The organism is Actinotignum stranguriae (assembly GCF_051265215.1).
Taxonomy (GTDB): domain Bacteria; phylum Actinomycetota; class Actinomycetes; order Actinomycetales; family Actinomycetaceae; genus Actinotignum; species Actinotignum schaalii_C.
In genome coordinates, this window is sequence record NZ_JBOZCJ010000010.1 from 37555 (window position 1) to 61754 (window position 24200).

General features: G+C 57.0%; 25 protein-coding genes. 17 read left to right on the top strand and 8 right to left on the bottom strand.

The window, feature by feature from the left end; genetic code table 11:
- Nucleotides 1-24: 24 nt before the first annotated feature.
- Nucleotides 25-825, bottom strand: coding sequence for an IclR family transcriptional regulator (locus ACRQEG_RS04945; protein WP_016442772.1), 801 nt, complete (start codon nt 823-825; stop codon nt 25-27).
- Nucleotides 826-1236: 411 nt separating this feature from the next.
- Here ACRQEG_RS04945 and ACRQEG_RS04950 point away from each other — a divergent pair, with 411 nt between their 5' ends.
- The 4 genes from ACRQEG_RS04950 to ACRQEG_RS04965 are packed head-to-tail and all read left to right on the top strand — an operon-like array spanning nt 1237 to nt 5667.
- Nucleotides 1237-2835 carry a mannitol dehydrogenase family protein gene (locus tag ACRQEG_RS04950; protein WP_039898995.1) on the top strand — a complete coding sequence of 533 codons (1599 nt, stop codon included), beginning with the start codon at nt 1237-1239 and terminating at the stop codon, nt 2833-2835.
- Nucleotides 2835-3917: a mannonate dehydratase gene (uxuA, locus tag ACRQEG_RS04955; protein ID WP_016442774.1), complete on the top strand. Its 1083-nt coding sequence runs from the start codon at nt 2835-2837 to the stop codon at nt 3915-3917. The genes ACRQEG_RS04950 and uxuA overlap by 1 nt, the downstream gene beginning before the upstream one ends.
- A complete protein-coding gene (locus ACRQEG_RS04960; protein ID WP_016442775.1) occupies nt 3917-4564 on the top strand; it encodes a bifunctional 4-hydroxy-2-oxoglutarate aldolase/2-dehydro-3-deoxy-phosphogluconate aldolase in 648 nt (215 codons plus the stop codon). The genes uxuA and ACRQEG_RS04960 overlap by 1 nt, the downstream gene beginning before the upstream one ends.
- Nucleotides 4561-5667 carry a sugar kinase gene (locus ACRQEG_RS04965; protein WP_320757156.1) on the top strand — a complete coding sequence of 369 codons (1107 nt, stop codon included), beginning with the start codon at nt 4561-4563 and terminating at the stop codon, nt 5665-5667. Before ACRQEG_RS04960 ends, ACRQEG_RS04965 begins: the two co-directional genes overlap by 4 nt.
- Nucleotides 5668-6388: 721 nt before the next feature.
- Here the strand turns inward: ACRQEG_RS04965 and ACRQEG_RS04970 are convergent.
- The 3 genes from ACRQEG_RS04970 to ACRQEG_RS04980 are packed head-to-tail and all read right to left on the bottom strand — an operon-like array spanning nt 6389 to nt 8882.
- Nucleotides 6389-7765 carry a DUF6688 domain-containing protein gene (locus tag ACRQEG_RS04970; RefSeq protein ID WP_320757155.1) on the bottom strand — a complete coding sequence of 459 codons (1377 nt, stop codon included), beginning with the start codon at nt 7763-7765 and terminating at the stop codon, nt 6389-6391.
- 59 nt (nt 7766-7824) lie between these two features.
- A complete protein-coding gene (locus ACRQEG_RS04975; protein ID WP_320757154.1) occupies nt 7825-8145 on the bottom strand; it encodes an AzlD domain-containing protein in 321 nt (106 codons plus the stop codon).
- Complete coding sequence (locus tag ACRQEG_RS04980) at nt 8142-8882, bottom strand: AzlC family ABC transporter permease (protein WP_320757153.1); 741 nt, start codon at nt 8880-8882, stop codon at nt 8142-8144. The genes ACRQEG_RS04975 and ACRQEG_RS04980 overlap by 4 nt, the downstream gene beginning before the upstream one ends.
- 117 nt (nt 8883-8999) lie before the next feature.
- Here ACRQEG_RS04980 and ACRQEG_RS04985 point away from each other — a divergent pair, with 117 nt between their 5' ends.
- On the top strand, nt 9000-9641 hold the full coding sequence (locus tag ACRQEG_RS04985; protein ID WP_320757152.1) for an antibiotic biosynthesis monooxygenase family protein: 642 nt from the start codon (nt 9000-9002) through the stop codon (nt 9639-9641).
- 194 nt (nt 9642-9835) lie between these two features.
- Here the strand turns inward: ACRQEG_RS04985 and ACRQEG_RS04990 are convergent, their stop codons facing one another.
- A complete protein-coding gene (locus tag ACRQEG_RS04990) occupies nt 9836-10429 on the bottom strand; it encodes a TetR/AcrR family transcriptional regulator (RefSeq protein ID WP_320757151.1) in 594 nt (197 codons plus the stop codon).
- A 258-nt stretch (nt 10430-10687) separates the two neighbouring features.
- Nucleotides 10688-13501 carry a phosphoenolpyruvate carboxylase gene (gene ppc / locus ACRQEG_RS04995; protein ID WP_320757150.1) on the bottom strand — a complete coding sequence of 938 codons (2814 nt, stop codon included), beginning with the start codon at nt 13499-13501 and terminating at the stop codon, nt 10688-10690.
- Between the two features lie 198 nt (nt 13502-13699).
- Here ppc and ACRQEG_RS05000 point away from each other — a divergent pair, with 198 nt between their 5' ends.
- From ACRQEG_RS05000 to ACRQEG_RS05055, 12 genes are all read left to right on the top strand, one after another.
- The gene (locus ACRQEG_RS05000; RefSeq protein WP_155875945.1) at nt 13700-14671 is read left to right on the top strand and encodes a sugar-binding transcriptional regulator; all 972 of its coding nucleotides are present in this window, start codon (nt 13700-13702) and stop codon (nt 14669-14671) included.
- A gap of 332 nt (nt 14672-15003) precedes the next feature.
- A complete protein-coding gene (gene deoC / locus ACRQEG_RS05005) occupies nt 15004-15678 on the top strand; it encodes a deoxyribose-phosphate aldolase (protein ID WP_320757214.1) in 675 nt (224 codons plus the stop codon).
- Nucleotides 15679-15802: 124 nt separating this feature from the next.
- Nucleotides 15803-17209, top strand: coding sequence for an L-fucose:H+ symporter permease (gene fucP, locus ACRQEG_RS05010; protein WP_435733796.1), 1407 nt, complete (start codon nt 15803-15805; stop codon nt 17207-17209).
- A gap of 58 nt (nt 17210-17267) precedes the next feature.
- On the top strand, nt 17268-18365 hold the full coding sequence (locus tag ACRQEG_RS05015) for an aldose 1-epimerase family protein (protein ID WP_320757148.1): 1098 nt from the start codon (nt 17268-17270) through the stop codon (nt 18363-18365).
- The gene (gene rbsK / locus ACRQEG_RS05020) at nt 18365-19273 is read left to right on the top strand and encodes a ribokinase (protein WP_320757147.1); all 909 of its coding nucleotides are present in this window, start codon (nt 18365-18367) and stop codon (nt 19271-19273) included. The genes ACRQEG_RS05015 and rbsK overlap by 1 nt, the downstream gene beginning before the upstream one ends.
- 332 nt (nt 19274-19605) lie before the next feature.
- Nucleotides 19606-19968, top strand: a complete 363-nt coding sequence (locus ACRQEG_RS05025; protein WP_320757146.1) for a polymorphic toxin type 50 domain-containing protein — start codon at nt 19606-19608, stop codon at nt 19966-19968.
- On the top strand, nt 19968-20342 hold the full coding sequence (locus ACRQEG_RS05030; RefSeq protein ID WP_320757145.1) for a hypothetical protein: 375 nt from the start codon (nt 19968-19970) through the stop codon (nt 20340-20342). The genes ACRQEG_RS05025 and ACRQEG_RS05030 overlap by 1 nt, the downstream gene beginning before the upstream one ends.
- A 182-nt stretch (nt 20343-20524) precedes the next feature.
- The gene (locus ACRQEG_RS05035) at nt 20525-20695 is read left to right on the top strand and encodes a polymorphic toxin type 50 domain-containing protein (protein ID WP_320757144.1); all 171 of its coding nucleotides are present in this window, start codon (nt 20525-20527) and stop codon (nt 20693-20695) included.
- Complete coding sequence (locus ACRQEG_RS05040) at nt 20695-21069, top strand: hypothetical protein (protein WP_320757143.1); 375 nt, start codon at nt 20695-20697, stop codon at nt 21067-21069. The genes ACRQEG_RS05035 and ACRQEG_RS05040 overlap by 1 nt, the downstream gene beginning before the upstream one ends.
- On the top strand, nt 21062-21433 hold the full coding sequence (locus ACRQEG_RS05045) for a polymorphic toxin type 50 domain-containing protein (protein WP_435733797.1): 372 nt from the start codon (nt 21062-21064) through the stop codon (nt 21431-21433). The genes ACRQEG_RS05040 and ACRQEG_RS05045 overlap by 8 nt, the downstream gene beginning before the upstream one ends.
- Entirely contained in the window at nt 21430-21777 is a 348-nt protein-coding gene (locus ACRQEG_RS05050) for a hypothetical protein (RefSeq protein ID WP_320757141.1), read from the top strand. Before ACRQEG_RS05045 ends, ACRQEG_RS05050 begins: the two co-directional genes overlap by 4 nt.
- Before the next feature lie 18 nt (nt 21778-21795).
- Entirely contained in the window at nt 21796-22752 is a 957-nt protein-coding gene (locus tag ACRQEG_RS05055) for a DUF4417 domain-containing protein (protein ID WP_320757140.1), read from the top strand.
- Nucleotides 22753-22775: 23 nt separating this feature from the next.
- Here ACRQEG_RS05055 and ACRQEG_RS05060 read toward each other — a convergent pair whose 3' ends face one another.
- Nucleotides 22776-23465 carry a DUF981 family protein gene (locus ACRQEG_RS05060; protein WP_016442795.1) on the bottom strand — a complete coding sequence of 230 codons (690 nt, stop codon included), beginning with the start codon at nt 23463-23465 and terminating at the stop codon, nt 22776-22778.
- A 6-nt stretch (nt 23466-23471) separates the two neighbouring features.
- Complete coding sequence (locus ACRQEG_RS05065; RefSeq protein ID WP_016442796.1) at nt 23472-23723, bottom strand: hypothetical protein; 252 nt, start codon at nt 23721-23723, stop codon at nt 23472-23474.
- Nucleotides 23724-24200 lie beyond the last annotated feature (477 nt).

Below are 24200 nucleotides of genomic sequence, written 5' to 3' on the forward strand. Positions count from 1 at the left end.
CCATCGCTGCCCCCGGCGTTCCGGCTAGCGCGCCGAGCGCGGCAGTAGAACCTCCGGAACGCTCACGCCGGTGGAACCGGCGATAGCGCTGATTTCTTCCGCGATGCCGTAAGCCACCGCTTCACGTGTTGCCGCACCCAGGCGTTCGGCGGGCGCGGTGACGGATACCGCTACCCGCTCGCCGTTTTTCAAATCCACGGGAACCGCCACGCAAGCAATCCCCGCTTCGTTTTCTTCCACTTCCATACCCCAGCCGTAGCGGTGCACATGCTCGATACATTCTTCGATAGCGGCGCGGGTAGGGGGAGTATCGGTGGGGACACTCAGGTACCAGTCAATTTCCGCGCCCGTCACGTTATTCGCGCCCAGGAGGGCACGCCCGAGCGCGGTGGTGACGGCCGGCGCATTACGCCCGATATAAGAAACCACTCGAATGGGCCGGTCTGGCTCCACCTTATCCAGGTAGGTGACAACTTGACCGGATAGCTTGCCCAGGTGCACCAACTCGTTAAAGCGGTGGCAAATAGCAACCAGGGCCGGGTGGAGTTGGTCCACCACGAATTGGGTGCGCGTAGTGTAGCGAATGATCGGATCGACGCCGTCCCCGAGGAAGTAGTAACCGTTGTCGGGATCCTGGTTCACCCAATCCCGGTAGCGCAGCGAACGCAGAGTGTGGTGAACCGTGGCCTTATTGGACTCTACCGCGGCTGCGATATCGGAGAGGGGAGCACCTTCCGGTCCGCGGCGTGCTAAAAACTCGACAACGAGCAATGCACGATCAATGGAGGAGAGCGGAGCGCGCTCCTCAGGAGAAGTACCGGACACCTCAAGCTCCTTTACTCAACGAGGGTATAACTGCAGGCCGGGAAAATTATACCGCGGGATTTCAATATGTGAAACATGGAAATGAGGATATCAGGCAGTCAGTGTTGAATAAGAAAAGGCCCGGAATCCGAATACTTCACACGTCGCTCAGGGGTGCCGTCCGGAATGAAAATGAGGTACAATCATTTCATACGTACGAACGGGCGTTTCACGTAAAGAAACATACGGGTGCGGGGGTGCCCGGCCAGTTCGTCGTCTTATAAAGGAATACTGGGTGGTGACATCGGGAGCGGTGTTCACTCACCGGGTGACCTTACGGCAGGAACGCGGCGCATGCCCGCGATCCTGCGGGGCGGCCGCCGGTGGATCGCACGTGGAGCTGTCCCGATCCAACTATCAAAGGTGATGTATATGAAACTCAATCTCAGCTCGCTTTCCCACGCGAGTGATTACGAAGCAGCCGGTATTCAAGTTCCGGCTTTTGATGTGGCCGCCACGCAGGAGCGCGCGCGCACCAACCCGCGCTGGTTGCATATCGGCCCGGGTAATATTTTCCGGATTTTCTTGGCTCGCATTGCGGATGACATGCTGGCAGACGGCAAGTACTGGCCGATTACCGGTGTGGTTCCCATGGATCCCGCTGAAATGGAAAAGCAGCTCGAAGCTTTTGATCTGCTGACCCTGGGCGTTATTCTTTCCGGGGACAAGCGCGATACCCGCGTTATCGCCGGCCTGGCTGATGGCCTGGCCACCCGCCGCGACGGCGATTTTGACCGGCTCGTCTCTATTTTTACCAAGCCGGAGATGACCACGGTAACTCTTACCATTACCGAAAAAGGCTATGTCATTCAGGATTCCCAGGGTGAGCTCTCCGAAGCTACCCGCGCGGATATCGCTTCGGATCCGTACGCTAACCATGAAAACACCATGGCACTGCTGGCCGGGCTCCTCGCGCATCGCTACCAGGCGGGCGGAGCGCCCATTAACTTCATCTCTGCGGATAACTTCTCCCACAACGGCGATAAGCTGCGCGATTCGATATTGCAAATTGCCCGCGGGTGGGTGGAGCGCGGCGCACTCAGCCAGGAATTCCTGGACTGGGTCAGTGATGACACCAAGGTTGCTTTCCCGATTTCCGTGATCGATAAGATCACCCCACGGCCCTCGGAAGAAGTTTCGGAATACCTGACCGGTCTTGGCTTTACCGACATGGGTATTGACCACCTCGGGCGCACCCCGATTGCCGGGTTTGTCAACGCCGAACCCACCGAATACCTCATTATCGAAGATAAGTTCGCGGCCGAACGCCCGCCTTTTGAGGACTACGGCGTGTACATCACCGATCGTGAAACCTGCGATAAGTTCGAGCGGATGAAGGTCACCACCTGCCTCAATCCGCTCCACACCGCACTGGCAGTGTCCGGTACGGTTATGCGCTTCCCGACCATTGATTCGGAAATGCGCGATCCCGATTTGGCGAAGATGGTCAATATCCTCGCCTATGATGAAGCGATGCCGGTAGTAACCGATCCGGGGATCATCGATCCGAAGGACTTCGTGCGCGAAGTCCTCGAAGAGCGTTTCCCCAATAGCGCGCTGCCGGACAATCCGGCCCGTATCGCCATGGATACCTCGCAGAAGATTCCGATCCGTTTCGGTGTCACGCTGCAGGAGTATCAGCGCCGCGGTCTGGATATGGACAAGTTGCGCGTGATCCCGCTCGTATTCGCGGTGTGGGCACGGTACCTGCTCGGTATCGCGGACGATGGCGAAGAATTTACGCCGTCATCCGATCCGCTGCTGGAAGAACTCCAGGGGCACCTCAAGGGAATTAAGCTCGGTGAAAGCGTTGACGCTCACGCCGTGCTCAAGCCCATTCTGTCCAATGCCAATATCTTCGGCCTTGACCTGTATACCACTCCGCTGGCGGAAAAGGTCGAAGCCCTGTTTACCAAGCTCATTGCCGGTCCCGGCGCTGTGCGTGCCACTATTCACGAGGAGATCAACTAATGAAAATGACATTCCGCTGGTACGGCGAAGGTCACGACCCGATTCCGCTGCAGTACATTAAGCAGATTCCGGGCGTGTCCGGAATTATGGGAACCCTGTCCTACAAGGCGGCGGGGGAGAACTGGGAAAAGGACGAAATCAAGGTCCTCATCGACCAGGTCCACGAAGCCGGGCTTGAATGCGAGATCATCGAATCCGTCAACGTCCACGAGGACATCAAGCTCGGGCTTCCGAGCCGTGACGAGTACATCAAGAACTACTGCACCACGCTGGAAAACCTCGCGGAATTCGGCGTCAAGGTGGTTGTGTACAACTTCATGCCGGTCTTTGACTGGCTGCGCACCGAGCTCGCTCACGTGAACGAGGATGGCTCCACCTGCCTGTACTACGATCACTCCGAAATCGAAGGCATGACCCCGCAGGATATCGTCAATAAGACGGCCGAAGAGTCCGGCGGCCTCACCCTGCCCGGGTGGGAACCCGAACGCTTGGCCAAGTTGGATGAAGTCATGGCGCTTTACCAGAATATGACGGTGGAGAAACTGCGCGAAAACTGGAAGTACTTCCTGGACGGCATCATCCCCACCTGTGAAAAGGTCGGCATTAAGATGGCCTGCCATCCGGATGATCCGGCCTGGGATCTCTTCGGTATTCCGCGTGCCTACAAGAGCCTGGATGACATCAAGGAAATCCTGGCTCTCAATGATTCCCCGATGCACTCCCTGTGCGTGTGCATCGGCTCGCTCGGCTCCAACCCGTCCAATAACGTTGCTGAGATCCTGCGCTACGTGGGCGAACGCGGCCGTATCGCCGCTTCCCACCTGCGTAACGTCAAGTACCTCGGGGAGAAGACGTTCAAGGAAGCAGCCCACTGGTCCGCGGACGGCGACCTCGATATGCAGGCCGCGGTGGAAGCCATTTACGATACCTGCCCCGATATTTACGTGCGTCCCGATCACGGCCGCATGATTTGGGGCGAAGAAGGCCGCCCCGGCTACCCGCTGTATGACCGGGCACTGGGCACCCAGTACCTCCTCGGGCTGTGGGACGGCATCGACAAGATGAAGAAGGCGGCAAAGTAGTGTCTCAGCAACTTCCAGACGTTCGTCCGTTCCTGGAAACCCACCCCATTGTTCCCGTTGTGGTGATCGATGATGCCGCGCAGGCACCCGAGGCGGCCCGCGCGCTCGTCGCCGGCGGTATCCATTGCGCCGAAGTGACGTTCCGTACCGCTGCCGGTGGGGAAGCCATTAAGGCCATGCGCGATATCGAGGGAATGACGGTGGGGGCTGGAACGGTGCTCACCCGGGCCCAGGCGGAAACCGCCGCGGACCTGGGCGCGAAGTTCTTCGTGTCCCCGGGCTGGAGCGCCGGTGTTGCCGATGTGGCCGCCGAACGCCAGATTCCCTACCTTCCGGGTGTGCAGACCGCTACGGAAATCATGATGGCCCTGGAGTACGGTGCCACCGCGGTGAAGTTCTTCCCCGGTGGGGAAGCGGGCGGGTTGCCCATGGTCAAGGCCCTGCGCGGTCCCTTCCCGAATACCTACTTCGTACCCTCGGGCGGGGTGAAGCTCGCGAATATGGCCGAATGGCTGTCCGATCCGGCGATCCTGTCCGTTTCGGGTTCGTGGATGATCAAGCGCGACCTGATTTCCTCTGGGAACTTTGCGGAGATCACCCGTCTGTCCCAAGAAGCATCCGATCTAGCTAAGGAGATTCGCAAGTGAGCGACGCCCTGACGATTAAATCCGCCGAGGAAACCACCTACGATATTGTCTCCCTGGGTGAAGTCATGCTTCGCCTGGATCCGGGTGCCGGGCGTATCCGCACCACGCGTCAGTTTGCTGCCTCCGAAGGTGGCGGCGAATACAACGTGGCCCGCGGCCTGCGGCGCGCCTTCCAGAAGCGCGGTGCGATCCTCACTTCCCTGGTACGTAACGAAGTGGGCTTGCTGCTCGAGGATCTGATCCTCACCGGCGGTCTGGATACCCGTTTTATTCATTGGGTCGACGACGACGGCATCGGCCAGTCGGCTCGTAACGGTCTCAATTTCACCGAACGCGGTTTCGGGGTGCGCGGAGCGGTCGGCTGTTCCGACCGGGCCCACACTGCGATTTCGCAGCTCACCCCGGAGGATATCGATCTCGATTACCTCTTTGGCGAGCTCGGGGTGCGCTGGCTGCACACCGGCGGGATTTACGCGGCCCTCTCGGAGCAAGCTTCGGAAACGGCGCTGGCGGTTATTAAGAAGGCCAAGGAATACGGCACCATCGTGTCCTATGACCTCAACTACCGTCCCTCGCTGTGGAATCTGCACGGTGGAAAGGCCCGCGCGCAGGAAGTGAATAAGTCCCTGGCACCCTTCGTGGATGTCATGATCGGTAACGAAGAGGACTTCACCGCCTGCCTCGGTCTGGAAATCGAAGGCGCAAATGAAAACCTCGATAATCTCCAGGTGGAATCCTTCCACAAGATGATTGAGAAGGCAGCAGAAACCTTCCCGAACTTCAAGGCCATCGGTACCACGATGCGCCAGGTCCGTTCGGCAACCATCAACGACTGGGGTGCAGTGGCATGGAAGCGTGACCAGGGCTTCGTGCAGGCCACCCAGCGTGATGGCCTAGAGATATTCGACCGCGTGGGTGGGGGAGACTCCTTCGCCTCCGGGCTTATCTTCGGGCTCATGGAATACGGTGATGTCCAGAAGGCAGTGGAACTCGGGGCCGCCCACGGCGCCCTCGCCATGACCACGCCGGGTGATACCACCATGGCTACCCGTGCCGAGGTAGAGAACCTCGCCCGCGGTGGCTCGGCGCGCGTCAAGCGCTAAGGCCGTATAAGCTGCACAGGTGCAGCGTACGCCACGCGCTAAAGCCGCATAACCGCGGCGTGCGTCACGCGCCTATCGCGCGGCTTGCCTTCGAGTGAGCTAGCTCAGGGCGCACACCGCACACAACGCAATGAGTGGGGAGCAGATCCGGGCATCCGGATCTGCTCCCCACTGCATTCACGGAGCCGCATGAACCGAACCTGGAAACGAAGTGGTCCGGCCCGGAACTACCGTGAACCGTGCCCGCAAACAAAGTGTGCGGGAGAGCACCGTGTCGGGGCGATTTCGCGTTCCCTACGCGCGCTTGGCGGGGACCACGGTTCGACATGCGCACTTTGAGGAGGAGAGAGCCCAGGCCGCCTAACAGAATGTACGTGGGTGACAGTTTTTGCGCGATTTAATGTCCGTGGCGTACACTCTGTGCCCCTAACAGTCCAAAATGCACGTTTTGCAGCCTTGACGCTTGAGAATGACCCACTCTACCTACCTCGCCCGCGGGAGATGGGGTGTTTTTTCGGGATGTACTTCGCATGTACGACAAGCGCAGTACAGCTCTGAAAACAGATACCCCCTCGCCCGGGGCCGATGTGACTATCGAAGTTCGTGAGGTCCATGAGACTCTCGCGGGAAGACCGCAGCGTTTGCCCGAAATCAAAGCGCAACGGCAGCTACATTACACACACCCTTGCGCTATTAGTTCAGTTTCAACTCGCGCTTGAGATTACCCGGCAGTGAAGTCCTCACGGCGGCGGCCGGTGTACTGGATTGCGATACGGTCCTCCGGGCGAGTATCAACAAGGTAAATAACTGCCAGGAACAGCCATTCCAGGGGTTTCATAGCGAGCCATACGACGTCCGCTGCGAGGCGGGTGCAGATGAGTCGCGAGAGCGGGAAGCCGTAACGGTTATAGAAGCTGCGGATTGCCCGATGTGCCTTCGGGGTCTTTTCTTCGAGAACCTGTTCGAAAGCATTCGCAATAAGAAGTTGGCGATTCACGGTAATGCGATGCCCGCCGCGCACTCCGTCCCGGATCGGTTTGACTACCGCCGGGTGCCCACCGGCTGCCACGGTACACAGATAGTGTTCGTCGTAGTACGTATTGGGAGGTGCGATGCGCTGCGAAAGCGTCCAGTCACTTGTTTCCGTGAAGGCTTTGATGGCGGCGTTTGGTTCCTGGCCGAAAAGCACCAGAATAAGGAGGAAGATACCCAGCACAGGGATGAGGGCGAGCAGAGCGAGAAGGGGCCAGTTTCTAGCTTGGGAAAGAATCCTTTCAAAGTAGGCGAGCACGCCAGATCCGACCGCCCGTTCCTCCTGGGTATCCTGAACTCGAGGCCCGTTCTGCACATCCTGCGCATCCTGGATGTCCGGCACCCGCCGATCCGCCTGAGTCTCCTGGATAGCTTGGGGTGCGTGGGAATGAAATTCGTGGATTTTCACGATGATTGTTTTCGCGGAGATCAACACTACCGCGGTGACCGGCAACAACAGAATGAGATTTTCAGGTCCCCCAGGCCGGAATGTTTGAATAGTCCATACGATAACAATCGCGTTGCCAAGATAGATGCACGAGAAGCAGAGAACCGTGAGAAGTGGCGGGATCTGGCTGAGCGGCTTGAGCCGCACGTAAAGAAAAGCTACCGAGCATACGATGCACAGCAGCACTAAAAATGGCTGAAAATCAGTGTGGACCGGCGTATGCGTCTGGTCATTGACGAGTTGCTCCGACCAATCGGCATAAAAGACCACCCTGTATCTCATCGAGATAGCGGCCAAATGGAAACTAAGCGCTAGAAAGATAGTCCAGACATCATGCGCTACTTCCAGAACCGGCAGCGGCTTCCCCCGTATTGCGGTGATGAGCGCGATCACCTGGTAACAGGTGAGAATAACCGGGTACGTGGTCACCCAGGGGAGGAGGGTGAAGAAAACCGAAAGGAAAATGAAAGCTTGAGGGTCCCACGAAGCCCCCGGGTTAAGCTGTCCCGTATATGCGGTATAGAGGAGATACCCGGGGACTGCAATAACATAGGCAAGAAAAATCTGCGTGAGGTAGGGGTGCCGCTTCACGAAACTACGCTTGCGGGCCTGAGACATCCGGATCCTCCTCAGCCGTCTTCCGCTTGCTTCCGGTGGCGCAAGCGTCACCCCAGATTCTAGATCGCTAGCAAGCCGATGTAGGTGAGGGTACCGGCGGCGAGGGAAACGAGCATGCGGCGCCCAGAAAGCTCGTGCGCCAGGATCGTGACGGCGCTGGCTACGCTCACGTACAGCACAGATTCAGCAGACACCGGAAGGACTTCGTTGCGTACCATCGCCAGGGCCAAAATGACCAGCACCCCCACCGGGAGCCAGACCGAGAGCGCTCGAACCAGGCGCGAGCGGCGCAGCGGATGCAAAATGAGGAAGGGAATCCCGCGCAGGCACAGCATGAGAGCCAAAGAGCCGAGCAGGACAGCCAGGAGATAGCTAGTCATCGCAGATCACCTACCTCGCCTGCTGCGCCGCCCGGGGAAGGTGCTGCGCCGTCGTTCTTCTTGACACGAGTGCGCACCACGAAACGCACCACCAAGAACAGCGCGAAAAGACTCATCGCGACGGGCAGAAGGGCGCTCGGCGCACATAGCTGCGCCAGCAGGAACGCGAGGCCGGCACCGAGCACGCCGGGAATATCGCGGCGTGCGTGGAAAGCGTCCAGGGCGAGGACGATGAAAAGGGCGACGAGCGCAAAATTAACACCACGAATCTGCCCGGGGAGGAATCCGCCAATCGCTACTCCCAGTAGTCCGCCACCAACCCAGCATGCCTGGAGCACAGCTTGGAGAGAGATGAGCCGGCGTTGGTTCCAGACGCCCGGATGCGAGGTGGTGATCGCGTAGGTTTCGTCGGTGAGGGAGTAGACGCAATACATGCGGGCAAGCGGGTGGGTGAGCTGCGCGATGGGATACGAAAACGCGTAAAAAACGTGACGTACGTTCACGAAAAAGATGGTGAGGAGAATCGTGAGGACCGGTGCGTGTGCGCTAATGAGGGCGACGGCGAGCAGCTCAGCCGAGCCGGAATAAATAAAGAAGGACAGCGCGGGAGCAAGCCACCACGGTTGGCCGTACTGGATGACAAGAAGTCCGAAGGCCATGCCCAGGGGGATCATTCCCAGGCCGGCGCCCGCGGCCATCTGTGCTCCGAAGCGTACATCTGATACGTGGGAAGGCATGCGCCCTATTGTGGCACTGGCGGGGGAGCGGAGGGTGAAGTTTCCACGATGCGGAGCGCGGGGCGCCAAGAGAGTTACTATGGTGCACGTCCCATTATTCAAGGTGAAGGAGCCTCCATGACCGTCGTGAAAATCAATGCTATTTCTGTTCCGGAAGGTGCTGGCGAGCACTTCGAAGCGCGTTTTGCTGCGCGCGAAGGTGCCGTAGATCAGCGGCCCGGTTTCCTATCCTTCCGGTTGCTGCGCCCGCTCAACGAAGGGGAGCGCTACCTGGTGGTCACCGAATGGGAGTCCGAGGAAGATTTCACAGCGTGGCGTAGCGATCCAGCGGCACATCCGCGCAAGATGGAGGAGAACCGCCACGCGGCTGCCCATGCGGACCTGAGCGCGCAGCTGCTCGAATTTGATGTAGTCAATCTTCCCGAAGTCGAGCACGGGGAAACCCCGCAGGCGGGTTTTGTTTCTCTTGTGGCGCTATCCTTCCTTCCCGGGATGGAAAAGGTTATTGAGCAGCGTTTCGCGGCGCGCAAAGCGGCCGTGGATGCCGCGCCCGGATTCTCCTTCTTCGAGCTGTGGCGCCCGGTGCGCGGGGTGGAGGAGTACTACGTGGTGACCGGCTGGGATGCGCAGGAGTCTTACGATGCCTGGGCTGCGGCTCGGGAACGCGCTCCGCATAACACCGCGGATCAGCCCAAGAATCGGGGGCTGGATGTGACCCTGCACGGGTACGCAGTGGTGCAGCAGAGCACCAAGCGGTAGGTCCTGGATTCGGAGCTGAGGCGCGGGGTGAGGACGATGCTGTGGAAATACGGATATCATTCAGGAAGAATGATGTCCGCCTGGCAAACTAAGGGGCGGGTACCGTTTCCTCGGTACCCGCCCGTGTACAGGTTGATTCTTGTGCGCTAGCTGGTGTCGTGTTCCAGCCCCGCAACTACAGCAAAAGGCCGCGCCTAGCGCTCCCGGTCCTCCAGATATCGGAGCAGCACTGCTTCGTATCCGTCCAGAGCGCCCGCGGGCTCCTCCGCCGCATCCTCGAGGAAGGGAATCAGATCCGGCCCGGTTTTCTCCATGACATCCAGACCCTCCAGATCGATGTTACGGAAAGCCTTTTCCGTAACATAGTGGAGAATAGTCCGCCCGGTTGCCATAAATGCGAAAGCCACCGCCTTGCGATGCGAAAAACCGCCATCTTCCAGTGCCCGGGAGAGCCCTTGGAGCTGACGGGCAAAATGCACCGTCAATTTCGGGTTACACAGCAGCACCTCACCCAGACCCACGAAATCATCCAGGGTGCGCCGCAGATTCGCATCTGCCTGCTCAATGGCATCGTGCCAATCTGTGCCCGCCAGCACGATTGGTGTTTCATCGGCGGCACGCCGAACGACTGCATCCACAATGTCCTGGCGGCCATCGTAGAGGCGGTACACCGCGGGGGTCGCGACGCCGATCTTGCTTGCTATATCACTCATAGTGAAGGTAAAGACGCCAACCTCCTTCGCTGCCCGAATAACATCGTCAGCGTTGAAGCGTTGCTTCCTACCCACTTTTCTTCCATGCGTTCGTTCCACGGTTTCAGTTTAGTGTAAAAATAACTCCGGTGTCGCTCGAAACACAGGTTTTTTCTTAATAAATGGGGAAACCGAGGTGGTGCTCGCAGCAACGAGTTCCGAAGCCCCCCATGCGCCGCCGCCATTCAAAAGATGCCCGGATAAAAATGAGGCTCAGCACCGGCGCCCTTGTCGGTACTGAGCCTCATCTCGCGCGGTGAGTTCGCCGCACGCTTCATTCGGTTTCCTTAACGCTTATCCCGTGTTCTTCATTCCAGCGGAGATCCCGTTAATCGTGGTGAGCAGAGCACGCTGCTCACCAGCTGATTGCTCCTTGCCCGAAGCCGCATCAGCCCGAACCCGCGCCAGTAGTGCCACCTGGAGGTAATGGATGGGTTTGAGATACTGGTCACGGATACGCAAGGTACGCTGGAGAACCGGTTGGGTGTCAAGAAGGTCATCCTCAGCCAGCAGGGCCTCAAGTTCACGCACCGTCAGCTCGTATTCTTCGCGAATCTCCGCGTAGATATGGTGGAGACGCTCAGGCACAAGCGTACGTACGTAATGCCCTGCAATATCCATATCAGTTTTCGCCAGGGTCATCTCGATATTGGACATCGTGGTGCGGAAGAACTGCCAACCGCGCACCATCTTCTTCAAATCCTCACCGTAACCGGCTTCGCGAGCAGCCCGGAGCCCAGAACCAGCGCCGAACCATCCCGGAACGATCTGGCGGGATTGGGTCCACCCGAAAACCCAGGGAATAGCTCGCAGGCCATCCAAGCCCTTTTCCGAGGTGGTGCGCTTGGAAGGACGTGATCCGATATTGAGATCGCCCAGCAATTCCACCGGAGTGGAGGTCACGAAGTATTCAGGCAAATCGGGATCATCGGCAAGAACCCGATAGCGCTGGTACGCAGCACCGCTGAGGAAATCCATGACTTCGTCATAACGGCTGAGCGACACATTGCTATTGCGCGGTTCGCGGTGCAGGGCGGAGGCCTCCATCACGGCAGCCAGGGTGAGGGAGAGATTCTCCCGTGCCAGGGCCGGCAGCGTGTACTTATCGGAGATAACCTCGCCCTGTTCTGTGAACTTAATTTCCCCGTCCAGGACACCGTAGGGCTGAGACAAAATTGCGTCATAGGTGGGTCCACCCCCGCGCCCCACCGAGCCACCGCGGCCGTGGAAGAGCCGCAGGGTCACGCCGTGGCGTGCGGCGACGTCGCGCAATTGACGCTGGGCCTGGTGAATCTCCCACTGGGAGGTCACCACACCCGCATCTTTATTGGAATCGGAGTAGCCCAGCATTACTTCCTGACGGTTACCCCGTAGCCGCACAATTTCCCGATAGGAAGGATCGGAAAGGAGGGTATCGAGGATATCCCCGGCCCGGCGCAGTTCCGGCACTTCTTCCAGCAACGGAGCGAATCCCAGATCTGCTCGTTTCTCCGCGCTTTCCAGATCGATAATCCCGGCTTCGCGGGCCAGCAGAGCCACGGAGAGGATGTCATCAGGACCGTGGGTCATGGAGACCAAATAGGTGGTGATGGCGTCGGTCCCGTATATCTTATGGGCCTGGCGAATCGCCCGGAACACCTCGAAAGTCTTTTGCGAACTCGCGGTGAGCGGCGAATCATCGGTGTTAATGAGCGCGGGGGCCAGCGGGCGTGCCGAAGCCAGTTCCCGCCCCAGCAGCACGGTGCGTTCTTCGCGGCTCAGCGTTGCGTAATCCGCCTCCAGCCCACCAAAGCGATTGAACAATTCACTCAGCAGTTCAAAATGCTTCTCGGAATGCTCTCGGACATCCAAAATGACTAGCCCTAGGCCCATCCCGTGAATAATTTGCTGGGCGGTGGCGAGCAGCCCATCGGCTACCCGTTCCGCACCGTGGCGGCGCAGTGCATCGCGGAGCAGCTGGAATTCTTCCTGAATTTCCGATCCGGTTGCGTAATCATGGCCGGGGATGTGCTCGGCCCCGGTGGTAATGCGCACCTTCGTATTATTGAGTTTGGAGCGAATAGCGCCGAGTTTGAGCCGGTAGGGTTCTTCCGCGTAAAGAGCCCGCGAATCTTCATCCACAAGGTCCGGGAAGCGGAAGTCCTCTTCCAGAGAAGCCAGCAGTGCGGCGTCGTCGCCCGAAAGACGCGAGGAAATGGACAAGCTGAGCATCGCGCGGTTGACGAACCACACCGCAATATCGATAGCGGTGCTGGACTGCAACCGCAACACATCGGCGGTGACATCTGCCGTGACGTAAGGATTTCCGTCGCGGTCCCCACCGATCCAGGATCCGAAACGAATCGGCACTGCGTCTTCCGGAAGGCGGGCACCGTAACGTTCCAGTTCGTCACGGAAATCCGTGATGACATCGGGAAGGGTATCCGTGTAGAGGCTGCGCAGATACCACATGACATTGCGGGCTTCGTCCAGAGGAGTGGGCTGTACCCGGCGCAATTCATCCGTGAGCCAGATACTCTCCATCACCGAGGCGAGTTCGCGATCTTGGCGGGCGCGTTCTTCACTGCCTTCTTCCGTTTCCGTCTCTACAATTTCCGAGACGCGGCGTAGCTTGGTGAGCACGGCGCGCCGCTGCGCTTCGGTGGGGTGAGCGGTAAAAACAAGGCGAATATCAAGCGAATCGACGGTTTTTTGCAGGCCTTCCAGCCCGACCGCGTCATAGATTCGGGAAATTGCGCGCGGCACCCAGGATTCGGCCGGCTCTTTATCACCGATAACCTTGATACGGAACGTTTGTTCCGCGGCATTGGCCAGCAGGAAATATTCCGCGAAAGCGCGGGTGAGAATAATGGCGGTATCCGTGGACATATCATCCAGGGAGCGCTGCACTTCCGAAGCTGCCGTCTCCGAATCTAGGTCACGCGCAGCCGCGCGAACTTTCTCAATAAGGTCGAGGGTTTCTTCCCCGTGCTGCTGGGCGATTTCTTGACCGAGCATCGTGCTCAGGCGCCGCACAACCGCGCGCAACGGGGCGTCAAAATCTTCAGTGGAGCGGGCCGTGGTGCGGTCAACGGAGTCGTGGAGCTGAATATCTTGGTCGTGGCTCACTAGATCTACTCGCCTCTCCTTAGGGATCTCACCGTCACGGTATCGGGCGAGGCACAGCTGTGGCGTGTGCCCTTACCGATGCCGCTCTCCATCCTAACGCTAAGGCCGCGCCCCGGTGTAATCACAGGTCCCGGGTGGAACGACGCCGCGGCGACTGCGTTGTTACGTGCGCGGGAAGCCTCGCTTACACTAGCGGTGGTGAGGTACGACGACGAGGTGGTGCACGTGGACTCTGGTCTTTCTACTCGGGATATTGATGCGCTTGATGCCGCAAAACTGTATTACTCCGGTCTCAGTCAGGATGAGGTCGCCCAGCGGATGCACCTGGCTCGCTCCACGATTTCCAAGTTGCTCAGCCACGCCCGCAAACGCGGTTTTGTGCGGATTACCGTCAATGATCCGCGTGAAGATGATGCTTTCCTGTGCGCGCGTTTGAGCGAACGCTTCAATTTACTGGATGTGCGCCTGGTCAGTCCTCCCAGTTCCGCGCCGGAAGATATGCGCGAGGCCCTCGGGCGGGTGGGCGCGCAGGTGCTCAGCGAACAGATTCGTGACGGCGACGCTATCGGCATCTGCCTTTCGCGCACGACCGAAGCGGTCTCCCGCCATATGCCTCGTATTCCGCGCAAAGGCGTTGCCATTATTCAACTCACGTGCTGCATCGGGGCGTGCGTGCGCACCATTGATGAAACGATGGTGATGGAACGCATTGCCGCCTCCTGCGGCGGGCAGGCCGTGTATTTCCAGCTCCCGGCTTTTCTCAGTGCTCAGCAACGTGAAGATCCGGGCGTGAAGGCGCGCTTGCGAGCTACGCGCACGCAGCGGGCCAGCACTCGGGTGGTTCTCTACACCGTGGGGGATGCCCGCTCGAATCTGGCCTATCTGGCAGGTTTCCGCCTGGAGGATGCGGATATGACGCGCCTGCTCACCACCTCGGTTGGTGATATTTGCACCCATTTCATTACCGCGCAGGGCCGGATATGCCTCCCGGATCTCAATAATCGCGCCACCGGGATTAGCCTGCCCGAGTTGCGCGAAAAGGAGCAAAAGATCCTGGTCGCCGGAGGGCCGGATAAACTCCAAGCAATTTATGCAGCCCTGGCCAATGGCTATGTGTCCCGCCTGGTCACCGATGTTGGGACCGCGCGGGCTTTGACGATGATGGCCTGACGATGAGTCTGAACGCAGTGATCCGAAGTTGAACCGCTGAGGGATAACAAGGCTAAGCTGCCGTGTAACAAATGTTCCTTTCGCGAACATCGGTGGCAATATGCGCGCTCCGTAACCGCGCCACAGTGGTTTTCCCGCAAGCTGACGCCGTTCTATACGCTGCCGAAGCGCGGGGCAGCGCGTGGCGCGCAAGCGGGGCTCTCGCCTAGATTCACTCGTGAACACCGGGAACGGTGTTATATCAGTAGCGTGAGACTGCTAGGGGAGACTACGGTGGTGGAGTTTCCCGCTATCAGCGTGAATCACGGTGGGAAACATACAAAGGAGTCATGATGCCCGCTCTCGATCATTATCCACATCCCGCACAGCTCATCGACCACACACTCTTGCGAGCCGATGCACGCCGCGGCGAAATTGAGGAACTGTGCTCCCAGGCCCGCGACCTGGGAACAGCATCGGTATGCGTTAACCCGGTGTGGGTGGAAACTTGCGCGACCCTCCTTGCGGGTAGCGGCGTCAAGGTGTGCACCGTTATTGGATTCCCCTTGGGGGCCAGTACTTCGGCAACCAAAGCTTTCGAGACTCGCGATGCTATCGCGCATGGGGCTACCGAAGTAGATATGGTCATAGACCTGGGTGCGGCACGCGATGGACGCTGGGAGGATGTGGAAACGGATATCGCCGCGGTAGTGGGTGCGGCTCAGCCCACCGCACTGGTCAAGGTGATCATTGAGATCTGCCTGCTCAGCGATGAGGAGATCGTGCACGCCTGCCGGGCTGCCCAACGTGCCGGAGCGGATTTCGTAAAAACCTCAACGGGCTTTTCCTCCGGTGGGGCAACGGAACACGCTGTCGCCCTCATGCGGGCAACTGTAGGGGAAGAGATGGGGGTGAAAGCGGCCGGCGGAATCCGCAGCGCCGCTGATTTCCGCGCCATGGTGGAAGCCGGAGCCAATCGCATCGGAGCTTCCGCCGGAGTTCAGATCCTCGCCGAATTACAGCGCTAAACACACTAAACACCCGAACAAGTACCAGCAAAAACAACCGAATATTCTCCATCCGGGAGGTGGGGTGGCAGCGAGGCCGCAACCCACCACCCGCGGGCGAACTTTGACAAAAGAAGGACTAGTCATGTCAGGAAAATCGGGCAATGACGCCCCACCGCGGACCACACTAAAACCGCACGAAGAAGAATCCGGAGTTCCCAATACCAGCTTCGGTCTCATTAAAGATCCCTCCCTCCAGCTGCGCGACGGTTATCTCAACCGCACTCCGCTGCTCCAATACATTCTTATTTCTATTTGTTTCCCATTGTGGGGAGCTGCCGCGTCCCTCAATGACGTGCTCATTACCCAATTCAAATCAATTTTCGAGCTCTCTGATTTCGCCTCCGCCTTCGTGCAATCCGCCTTTTATGGCGGGTACTTCCTGCTGGCCATCCCCGCCTCGCGGGTGATCCGGAAATGGTCGTATAAAACCGGGATCCTGGTGGGTCTGAGCTGCTATATCATCGGCTGCACGATGTTCTTCCCGGCCTCACATATGGCAACCTACTCCGTTTTCCTGGCAGCGCTGTTCGCTATTGCTACCGGGCTTTCCTTCCTGGAGACCTCCTGCAATACCTATTCCACCATGATTGGCCCGCGGCGTAGCGCTACATTGCGGCTCAATATTTCCCAAACTTTCTATCCGCTGGGCTCTATTTTCGGAATTCTGCTCGGTAAATACCTGATTTTCACGGAAGGAGAGGCTCTTCATAAGCAGCTTGATGACCTGAGCGGCCTGGAGAAAACCCAATTTGCGCAGGAAATGCTCCAGCGCACCTTGCAGCCCTATAGGTTCATTATTCTGGTGCTCGCCGTCGTACTTATTTTGGTGGCGCTCACGCAATTGCCGTCGTGTAAACCGCTCAACGCCGCGCACCACCAGTCCCGGGCGTCCATTGGCGAAACGCTGCGCTATCTTGTCCACAATAAGCGCTTCGGCACCGGGATTCTCACCCAATTCCTCTACGTGGGTATGCAGACGGCGGTGTGGTCCTTCACGATTCGCCTCGCTCTCACCCTCGATACGTCGATTAATGAACGTACCGCCAGTAACTACATGGTGTGGGCTTTCGCGGCTTTCTTTACCGGGAAATTTATCGCGAATATTCTCATGACGAAGCTGAACGAAAACCTGGTCCTCGTGCTGTATTCCCTGGCCGGGGTAGCGGCCCTCAGCTACGTAGTACTGGTACCGAATATGACCGCGGTCTACGCCGCCATCGTAACCTCCGGGCTTTTCGGGCCGTGCTGGGCCACTATTTATTCACGTACCCTCGACGCCATCGAGGATAAGCGGCATACAGAAACCGGCGGTGCCGTTATTGTTATGTCGATTATCGGCGGCGCGGTGATCCCCGTCATTCAGGGACTGGTTTCGGACAAGACCGGGTCAATGCAGACGTCCTTCATCGTATCGCTATGCTGCTTCGTGGCGGTGCTCATCTACTTCTTCTCTATTTATCGTAAGGATCGCGCGTGCGCTGCGGCATGATCGCGCCCACCTGTCGTGCTGTTTTAAAACGTCACTGTTATGAACAAAGGAGATCATTATGACGTTCACTATTAATCTGCGTGAGGACCAGTTCGCCGAGGCACCGCGCTGCCTGGCCAAGTCCCCGGAGTTTCGGGTGATTGCGCAGCGCTATCCTTCGGGCGTTGCCTCGCTCACCGTGCATAATTCGCGCGGCTATATTGAGGTTCTGCCATTTATGGGCGGAATTATCTGGGACGCCCAATTCGACGGCATCTCGCTGCGCATGAAAAATATGTTTACTCAGCCGCGCCCAGCCCACGAAATTTCGGATACCTACGGCTGCTTCGCTTTCCATTCCGGATTGCTTGCGGCCGGCTGCCCCAGTCCGGACGATACTCACGTGCTGCACGGGGAGTTTTCTTGCGCCACGATGGATCGCGCCTGGATTGAGATCGACGGTTCTGGGAACGACGGCGTAGTTCGGTTCGCTTCCACCTATGAATACGCACGTGGGTTTGGCGATCATTACCGCGCCACGCCCACGGTTTCACTGAGTGCCGGGGCAACCGATTTCACCATCGGTATGGATGTGGAGAATCTTTCTCCGTGCCAGCCGATGCCCCTCCAGTACATGTGCCATATGAATTATGCTTTCGTGCCCGGCGGCGTCATGCGCCAGTCGCTCCCGGCGGGTAGTTTCCACTTGCGCCGCTCCATTCCCGCGCACGTAACGCCCACGCCGGAATGGACCGAGTTGAATAACCGAATTATCGCCGGTGACATTGATGCGGATTCCTTGGAAGGTGCGGAGAGCTTCAATCCGGAAATCGTGTACTTCGCCGATGACTTGCCCCGCTACGGGCAGAGCGCACGTTTTGAACTCGCGGCCCCGGAGGGGCACGCTTTCTTCACAGAATTTTCGACGGCGCAATTCCCCGTGGCGACCCGGTGGATCCTCTGGACTTTAGACCAGCAGGTAGCTGCTTTTGTGCTTCCGGGGACCAGCCGGCCCGAAGGTTTCCTGGCCGCGAAGGAGGCCGGCACCCTCATCTGGGTGGAACCCGGCGGTACACGGAGTTTCCGGGTCCATACTGGCCTGGTACCGGAAGGGCAGGCCACGGAGCTTTCTAGTTCCCGCAGCGCGAAGAACAATACAGCAGAAGAGGCACACTAATGGATATCGCAGTAATCGGCTCAAATATGGTCGACCTTATTTCCTATATCAACCGTATGCCCGGAGACGGCGAAACCGTGGAGGCGCCTGATTTCGCGCTCGGCTGTGGTGGAAAGGGAGCCAATCAGGCGGTGGCCGCCGCCCGCCTGGGCTCGGCCGTGCGGATGGTGACCCGAGTGGGTAATGACCTCTTTGCCGATAACACGGTCGCGAATTTCGAGCGCAACGGGATTGATACCACCTACGTGCTGCGTACCGCGGCAACATCAGGGGTGGCTCCTATTTTCGTCAATCCGGATTCCCAGAATTCCATCATTATTGTGCAGGGTGCTAATTCCTTGCTGACTCCGGCCGATATTGATGCCGCGGCGGCTGAGATTTCCAGGTGCAAACTGATCGTTCTACAGCTGGAGATTCCCCTGGAAACGGTCTATTACGCTATTGAATTCGGGGTGAAACACGGAATTGATGTGCTTCTCAACCCTGCGCCAGCCCAGCCGGATCTGCTGCTTTCCCGGGTGCGAGCCTGCACCTATTTCACACCCAATGAAAGTGAGCTATCGCTGCTCACCGGGATGCCGGTAGAAACTATCCCGGATGTTCGCAATGCCGCGCATACGTTGCTGGAGGCGGGCATGCGCAACGTTATTGTGACGCTCGGCGGTAGGGGAGTGCTCTGGGTGGCCGAGGGCGTGGATATGCTGTTGCCGGCAACGCCGGTGGAGGCGGTGGATACCACTGGCGCAGGCGATGCCTTTATCGGGTGCTTCTCGCATTACGTGGTGGCCACCGGCGATATCGAGTATTCCTTGCGGATGGCCAATCGCTACGCTGCCGATTCGGTAACGAAGCGCGGCACCCAAACCTCCTACGCCAGCAAGGAGGAATTCGCTCTCCTGCACAGCTAAACGGCGGTATGGAATAGGATCGAACTCGGTTATATCCCCGCGGTGAAAGGCGCGTAGAAAGTAGCGGCCAGGGGCTCTTTCGGGAGCTTCCTGGCCGCTGCTGTGATAGTGCGCCATTGATATAAGGGCGTACGCTAAATAATTGCATGTGACATCACGCACTATATCCTAATACACTAGTCAAAAGTATAATCGCAGATATACGATAATCATGACGCCAGGAGCGGCATATAGACCAGCTAGAAGCTGGCTGTGAATACTATTTACAAAACCATTCTATAAACCTACACCTTTTTCTGAAAAGTTGTACTGATTTTGTATCGGGGGTGTGAATGGGTAAGCCGCGAAGCAAGCTCATTCCCTATCACAAGCTCAAGTTTCCCGAAGTCTACGGGTTCACCACTGAAGTTCATTTTGGCAGGCAGGCTAAACACATGCCCGGCCAGCCCGAATACGATCCGTCACGTTCACCCGTCACGGTAGATATTCTCACGATTCAGCGACTTGTTCTACGGCACGCCGGAACAGGGTCGCGGCGCGGAAAAGATTCCAATAAAGAACGCGTGAATTGTGGATTCATAATCGGTTTATACCGTCGACAATCCACAAGACCCGACTTGCCTACATCTTGGGTAACCATTCACTATTCAAAAAGCGGAGCGCATATAGTTCCGGCTGATCCAAGGAAGAAATAATGGGAATGAAGAAAATTTACCATCCTGAAGAAGACTGTCAATTTGGACTGGTATGGGATTATGACAACCAACATCCCAACGCCGTTTATAAGATCAGTTTTTCCAATGGCGAGTGTTACCGCGCGGTTTACGACACTGCTTACGAAAGTGACAATTGCGGTGAACTCGACATCGAAATGGACGATCCTCAATATGACGAATTTTCTGTCATAGATTTCGAGATCTTGGAGATAGTCCATGACGGCCCTCACCGCTATAGCCAATATCTGTCCGTCGATTACCGGGACTTTCCTGAGAAGATTATTGACATCACGAACGACACCGTGGTCTATCCAGGTAATCCGTCGAAGAATTCGGAGGAAGCACATGGGTAAACCACGTAGCAAGTTGATTTCGTACCATAAGCTGAAATTCCGTGAAGTTTACGGATTCACCACAGAGATTCATTTCGGCAGGCAGGCTAAACACATGCCCGACCAGCCCGAATACGATCCGTCACGTTCACCTGTGACAGTAGATATTCTCACCATCCAGAAGCTCGTTTTACGATACGCCGGTGAGGACAAAATATACATCCAGTCCGAATAAGGAGATCGTCAATCTCGGACAAGTTATTGGCATATATCGGCACAGCAGTTCCGATCCAGGGCTGCCCACAACCTGGGCTACGATTCACTATTCCAAAAACGGAGCGCACTTAGTACCAGCAGATCCAAGGAGGAGATAATGGGACACGATAGCTTTTTCCACCCTGAAGAAGACAGCCAATTTGGGCTTGTGTGGGATTATGACAACGAGCATTCTGATGCCGTTTACGAGATCGCTTTTTCCAATGGTGAATGTTACCGCGCGGTCTACTTCACAGCCTTTGAAAGCGACAACGCCGGTGAACTAGACATCGAAATGGACGATCCCCGTTACGACGAGTTTCATGTTCTGGTATTTGAGATCCGTGAGATTATCCATGACGGTCCGCGCCGGTACAGCCAGTACTTGTCCATCGACTATCGGGACTTTGCCGAGAGAATTATCGATATCACGAACAACACCGTGGTCTATCCGGGAGATCCACTGAAGCAACCGGAGGAGACATATGGGTAAACCACGTAGCAAGTTGATTCCTTACCATAAGCTGAAGTTCCGTGAGGTTTACGGCTTCACGACCGAGATTCATTTCGGCAGGCAGGCTAAGCACATGCCCGGCCAGCCCGAATACGATCCGTCACGTTCTGCAGTCACTTTAGACATCGTCACGATCCAGAAGCTCGTTTTACGACACGCCGGCTACGGATCCCGCTTGCCCAATAACTCGAATAAAGAGGTTGCTGACTTTGGGGTAGTGATCGGTATTTATCGTTCGCGGAACCAAAAAATTAGGCAACCGACAACTCGGGCAAATATCCATTATTCAAAGAGTGGTGCACACATCGTTCCCGCCACACCTACAAAGAGGACGAGTAAATGACCGACATCACACATCCAGAGGAACGAGACCAAGTAGATGTTCTTGAGGGCTACTACTGGGATCATCCGGATGTGTACTATCGCATTATTTTTGCCGATGGTGAGGAATACATCGGTATTTTTTTCGCGGCATTCGAAAGTGATAATGCCGGCGAGCTTGGGATTGAAATGGGCGATCCTAGATACGATGAATTCTTCGTTGTTGCGATTGAGATCGTGAGTATTGTTCACGATGGCCCCAGACGCCTCAACCAATACCTTTCGCTCGATTACCGCGACTTCCCCGAAAAAATTATCGACATCACGAACGGTGTTGTGCTCTATCCACCTTCAAAGCGATTGTAAAACCACCACAGAAACCCGATGTTTCTAGATGGTGTGGCCGTAAAAACAATTTTGGCAGGATACATGGTTAGCGAAGCTAAACGCTTACTTGGAATTGGAATGCAAGAAATACCCGGATTGGTGCTAAGTGGATTCACGAATATAACTCAGTACGGCCACAATGTCATTACCACAAGCTCCCCTGTGCCGTCACCCACCTCCGGCGATAAAAAGCCAAGAAAGAATAACCGAAACTGGAACCTCTTAGAACGGCTCGATAGTGCCGAGCCGTGGGGAATCCCTATCATAGATCCGTGCACGGCAATCCCTAAGAAGCTCATTGCTTTCTCCGAAGCTGCCTCAAAACGAAGCAAGGCAGATAGCGGAACGTGGATTCATTTCTACGAAGATGACTACAAGTTCGAACGACTCTGGAAACACCCGGAACGTTATATCAATAGATTGAGAGAATTTGGGGGAATCATTTCTCCCGATTTCTCGACATACGCGAATATGCCTGCGGCCGAGAAGCTTCATTCGGTTTATCGCAACCAGCTACTTGGAAGTTGGGCGCAACACGAGGGTATTCCTGTAATTGCGAATGTGCGCATGTGCGGACCTTATTCAGACGAATACGCTTTGGCTGGAATCCCTTGTGGCTCAACGCTCGCCATCGGACTCCATGGCTGCGTGAAAAATACCGCAAATCGCGCCATCGTCAAAGAAGAAATTCGGCACATCTGTGAAACCAAGCAGCCAACCGCCATCGTCGCCTACGGCTCAGAAAGTGGGGGAGTACTTGATCCCGCACGCGAGCGCGACATCGCCGTTTATCTATTCGAACCAGATTTTCGAACACGTTCAGTCTCTCGGCAGTCCATCTTTTCCGACAGCAACAATAGCAATCCGCGGGGTCCGGGATGCTCACCAGGAACATCGCCAAACCCCGCGGATCGTGTGATGTGCACTAGCGTTTCCGCTACGGCGACATCATGAAATGTGAAATATAGGAACTGTTATTAGATATAGGAACCGTCCGGCTGAGGGAAGAAGCCCACGTGGCTGTAGAACACCGTGAGGGACAGGAAGATCCACAGCATGCCCACGCCCCAGGTCAGGATGGCGGCAATACGCGCCACCCACTTGCTATCCGGAACGAAGGGGGAGAGGATCGCCGAAACCCCGGTGCCCACGTACAGGAACATGACCAGCAGCGGCTCGATCAGCGATCCGGCCATGAGGCGCGCAACCGGCTCGATTTCCGGGGGACGCCACATACCGAAATGCATACCCGCGATACCGAAAAGCACCAGCCCGAAGCCACCAATAGCGGCCACGTAGAGAAGCGGACGCAGCGTGGCCACCAAATCGAGGGGACGCACACCCTTATCCGCAAGCTTTTCAGCGCGCAGAATCGCAATACCGGCGATAAAGGTCAAAATTCCGTAGAAGGCTGCCGGCTCACCGAAGGTGATGTTATCAACGGAGCAGCAGAAAGCGCCGTCGATCTGGGCCAGCGGCCAGGTCAGGGTCATATGAATACCGGTAATCCCCAGGAAGGCACCGGTAGCGACGAAAGTCCAGCCCCACCCGGCCAGGGTGCGGTGATTCGGGTTCGCAGCCACGCGGGCGAAAAGAACCACGAGCACCATAATCGCACCGGCAACGAGCGCCATGGTGGTGTTATACGTAATACCTTGCATGAGCATGGCCCGTTACCTCCTTTCCGAAAGCAGGAATTGGCGGATGGACATCAAGGCGATGGAAGCGGCAAAAGTAATGCACCAGCTCAGGACGCCAAGATCCTGCCCGGTACTTCCGCTTGCCGTGGCCCAGAAGACCAGCCCGATAACGAGTCCAAGCGCGAGGACAACCCAGGTGGCTTTAGCGAGGAGCGACGCCCACCTGGCAACCTTGTGCTCCTCTAGGTCAGTGGGGATGCCACTGAAATCTTGATGATTTTCCATGTGTCAAGCATAACTTAATTTGCCCAGAGTTTTATCAGCTCGCATGGAGCATTTCCCCGGACAATAGTCCCGTGTGACGGAAATCGCTGAAAACTAGCCATTTTGCGCAGGTTTTGTTTTGAGTACGACGCCGCAGTGTGTCTCACCTCCCGGACAGACTCCAATACCCGGTACAAAAACAGTCCACACGCCCAATGGTTGGTGTTATATCCGGGGTTTGCCCTGTTATGAGAGCGTGAAGTCGGCCTTATTGAGGTCGAGCACCTCAATAAGCTTGCTTTCTTGACAGCCGTGGCGTGACGTGTCTGGATGGAAAACTCGTTCGGTCCGGGCTGCCACGCGCCGCATCCACGGGCGGACAAGGCAGTCAGAGTGCGCTTTTTGGCCATGTAGGCGCCATAGTGACGCTTCTATATGTTGTCAAGAGGCAAGTACGGTTTCCTCGGCACGCATATGCCTGGTCAAGAGGCGATACAC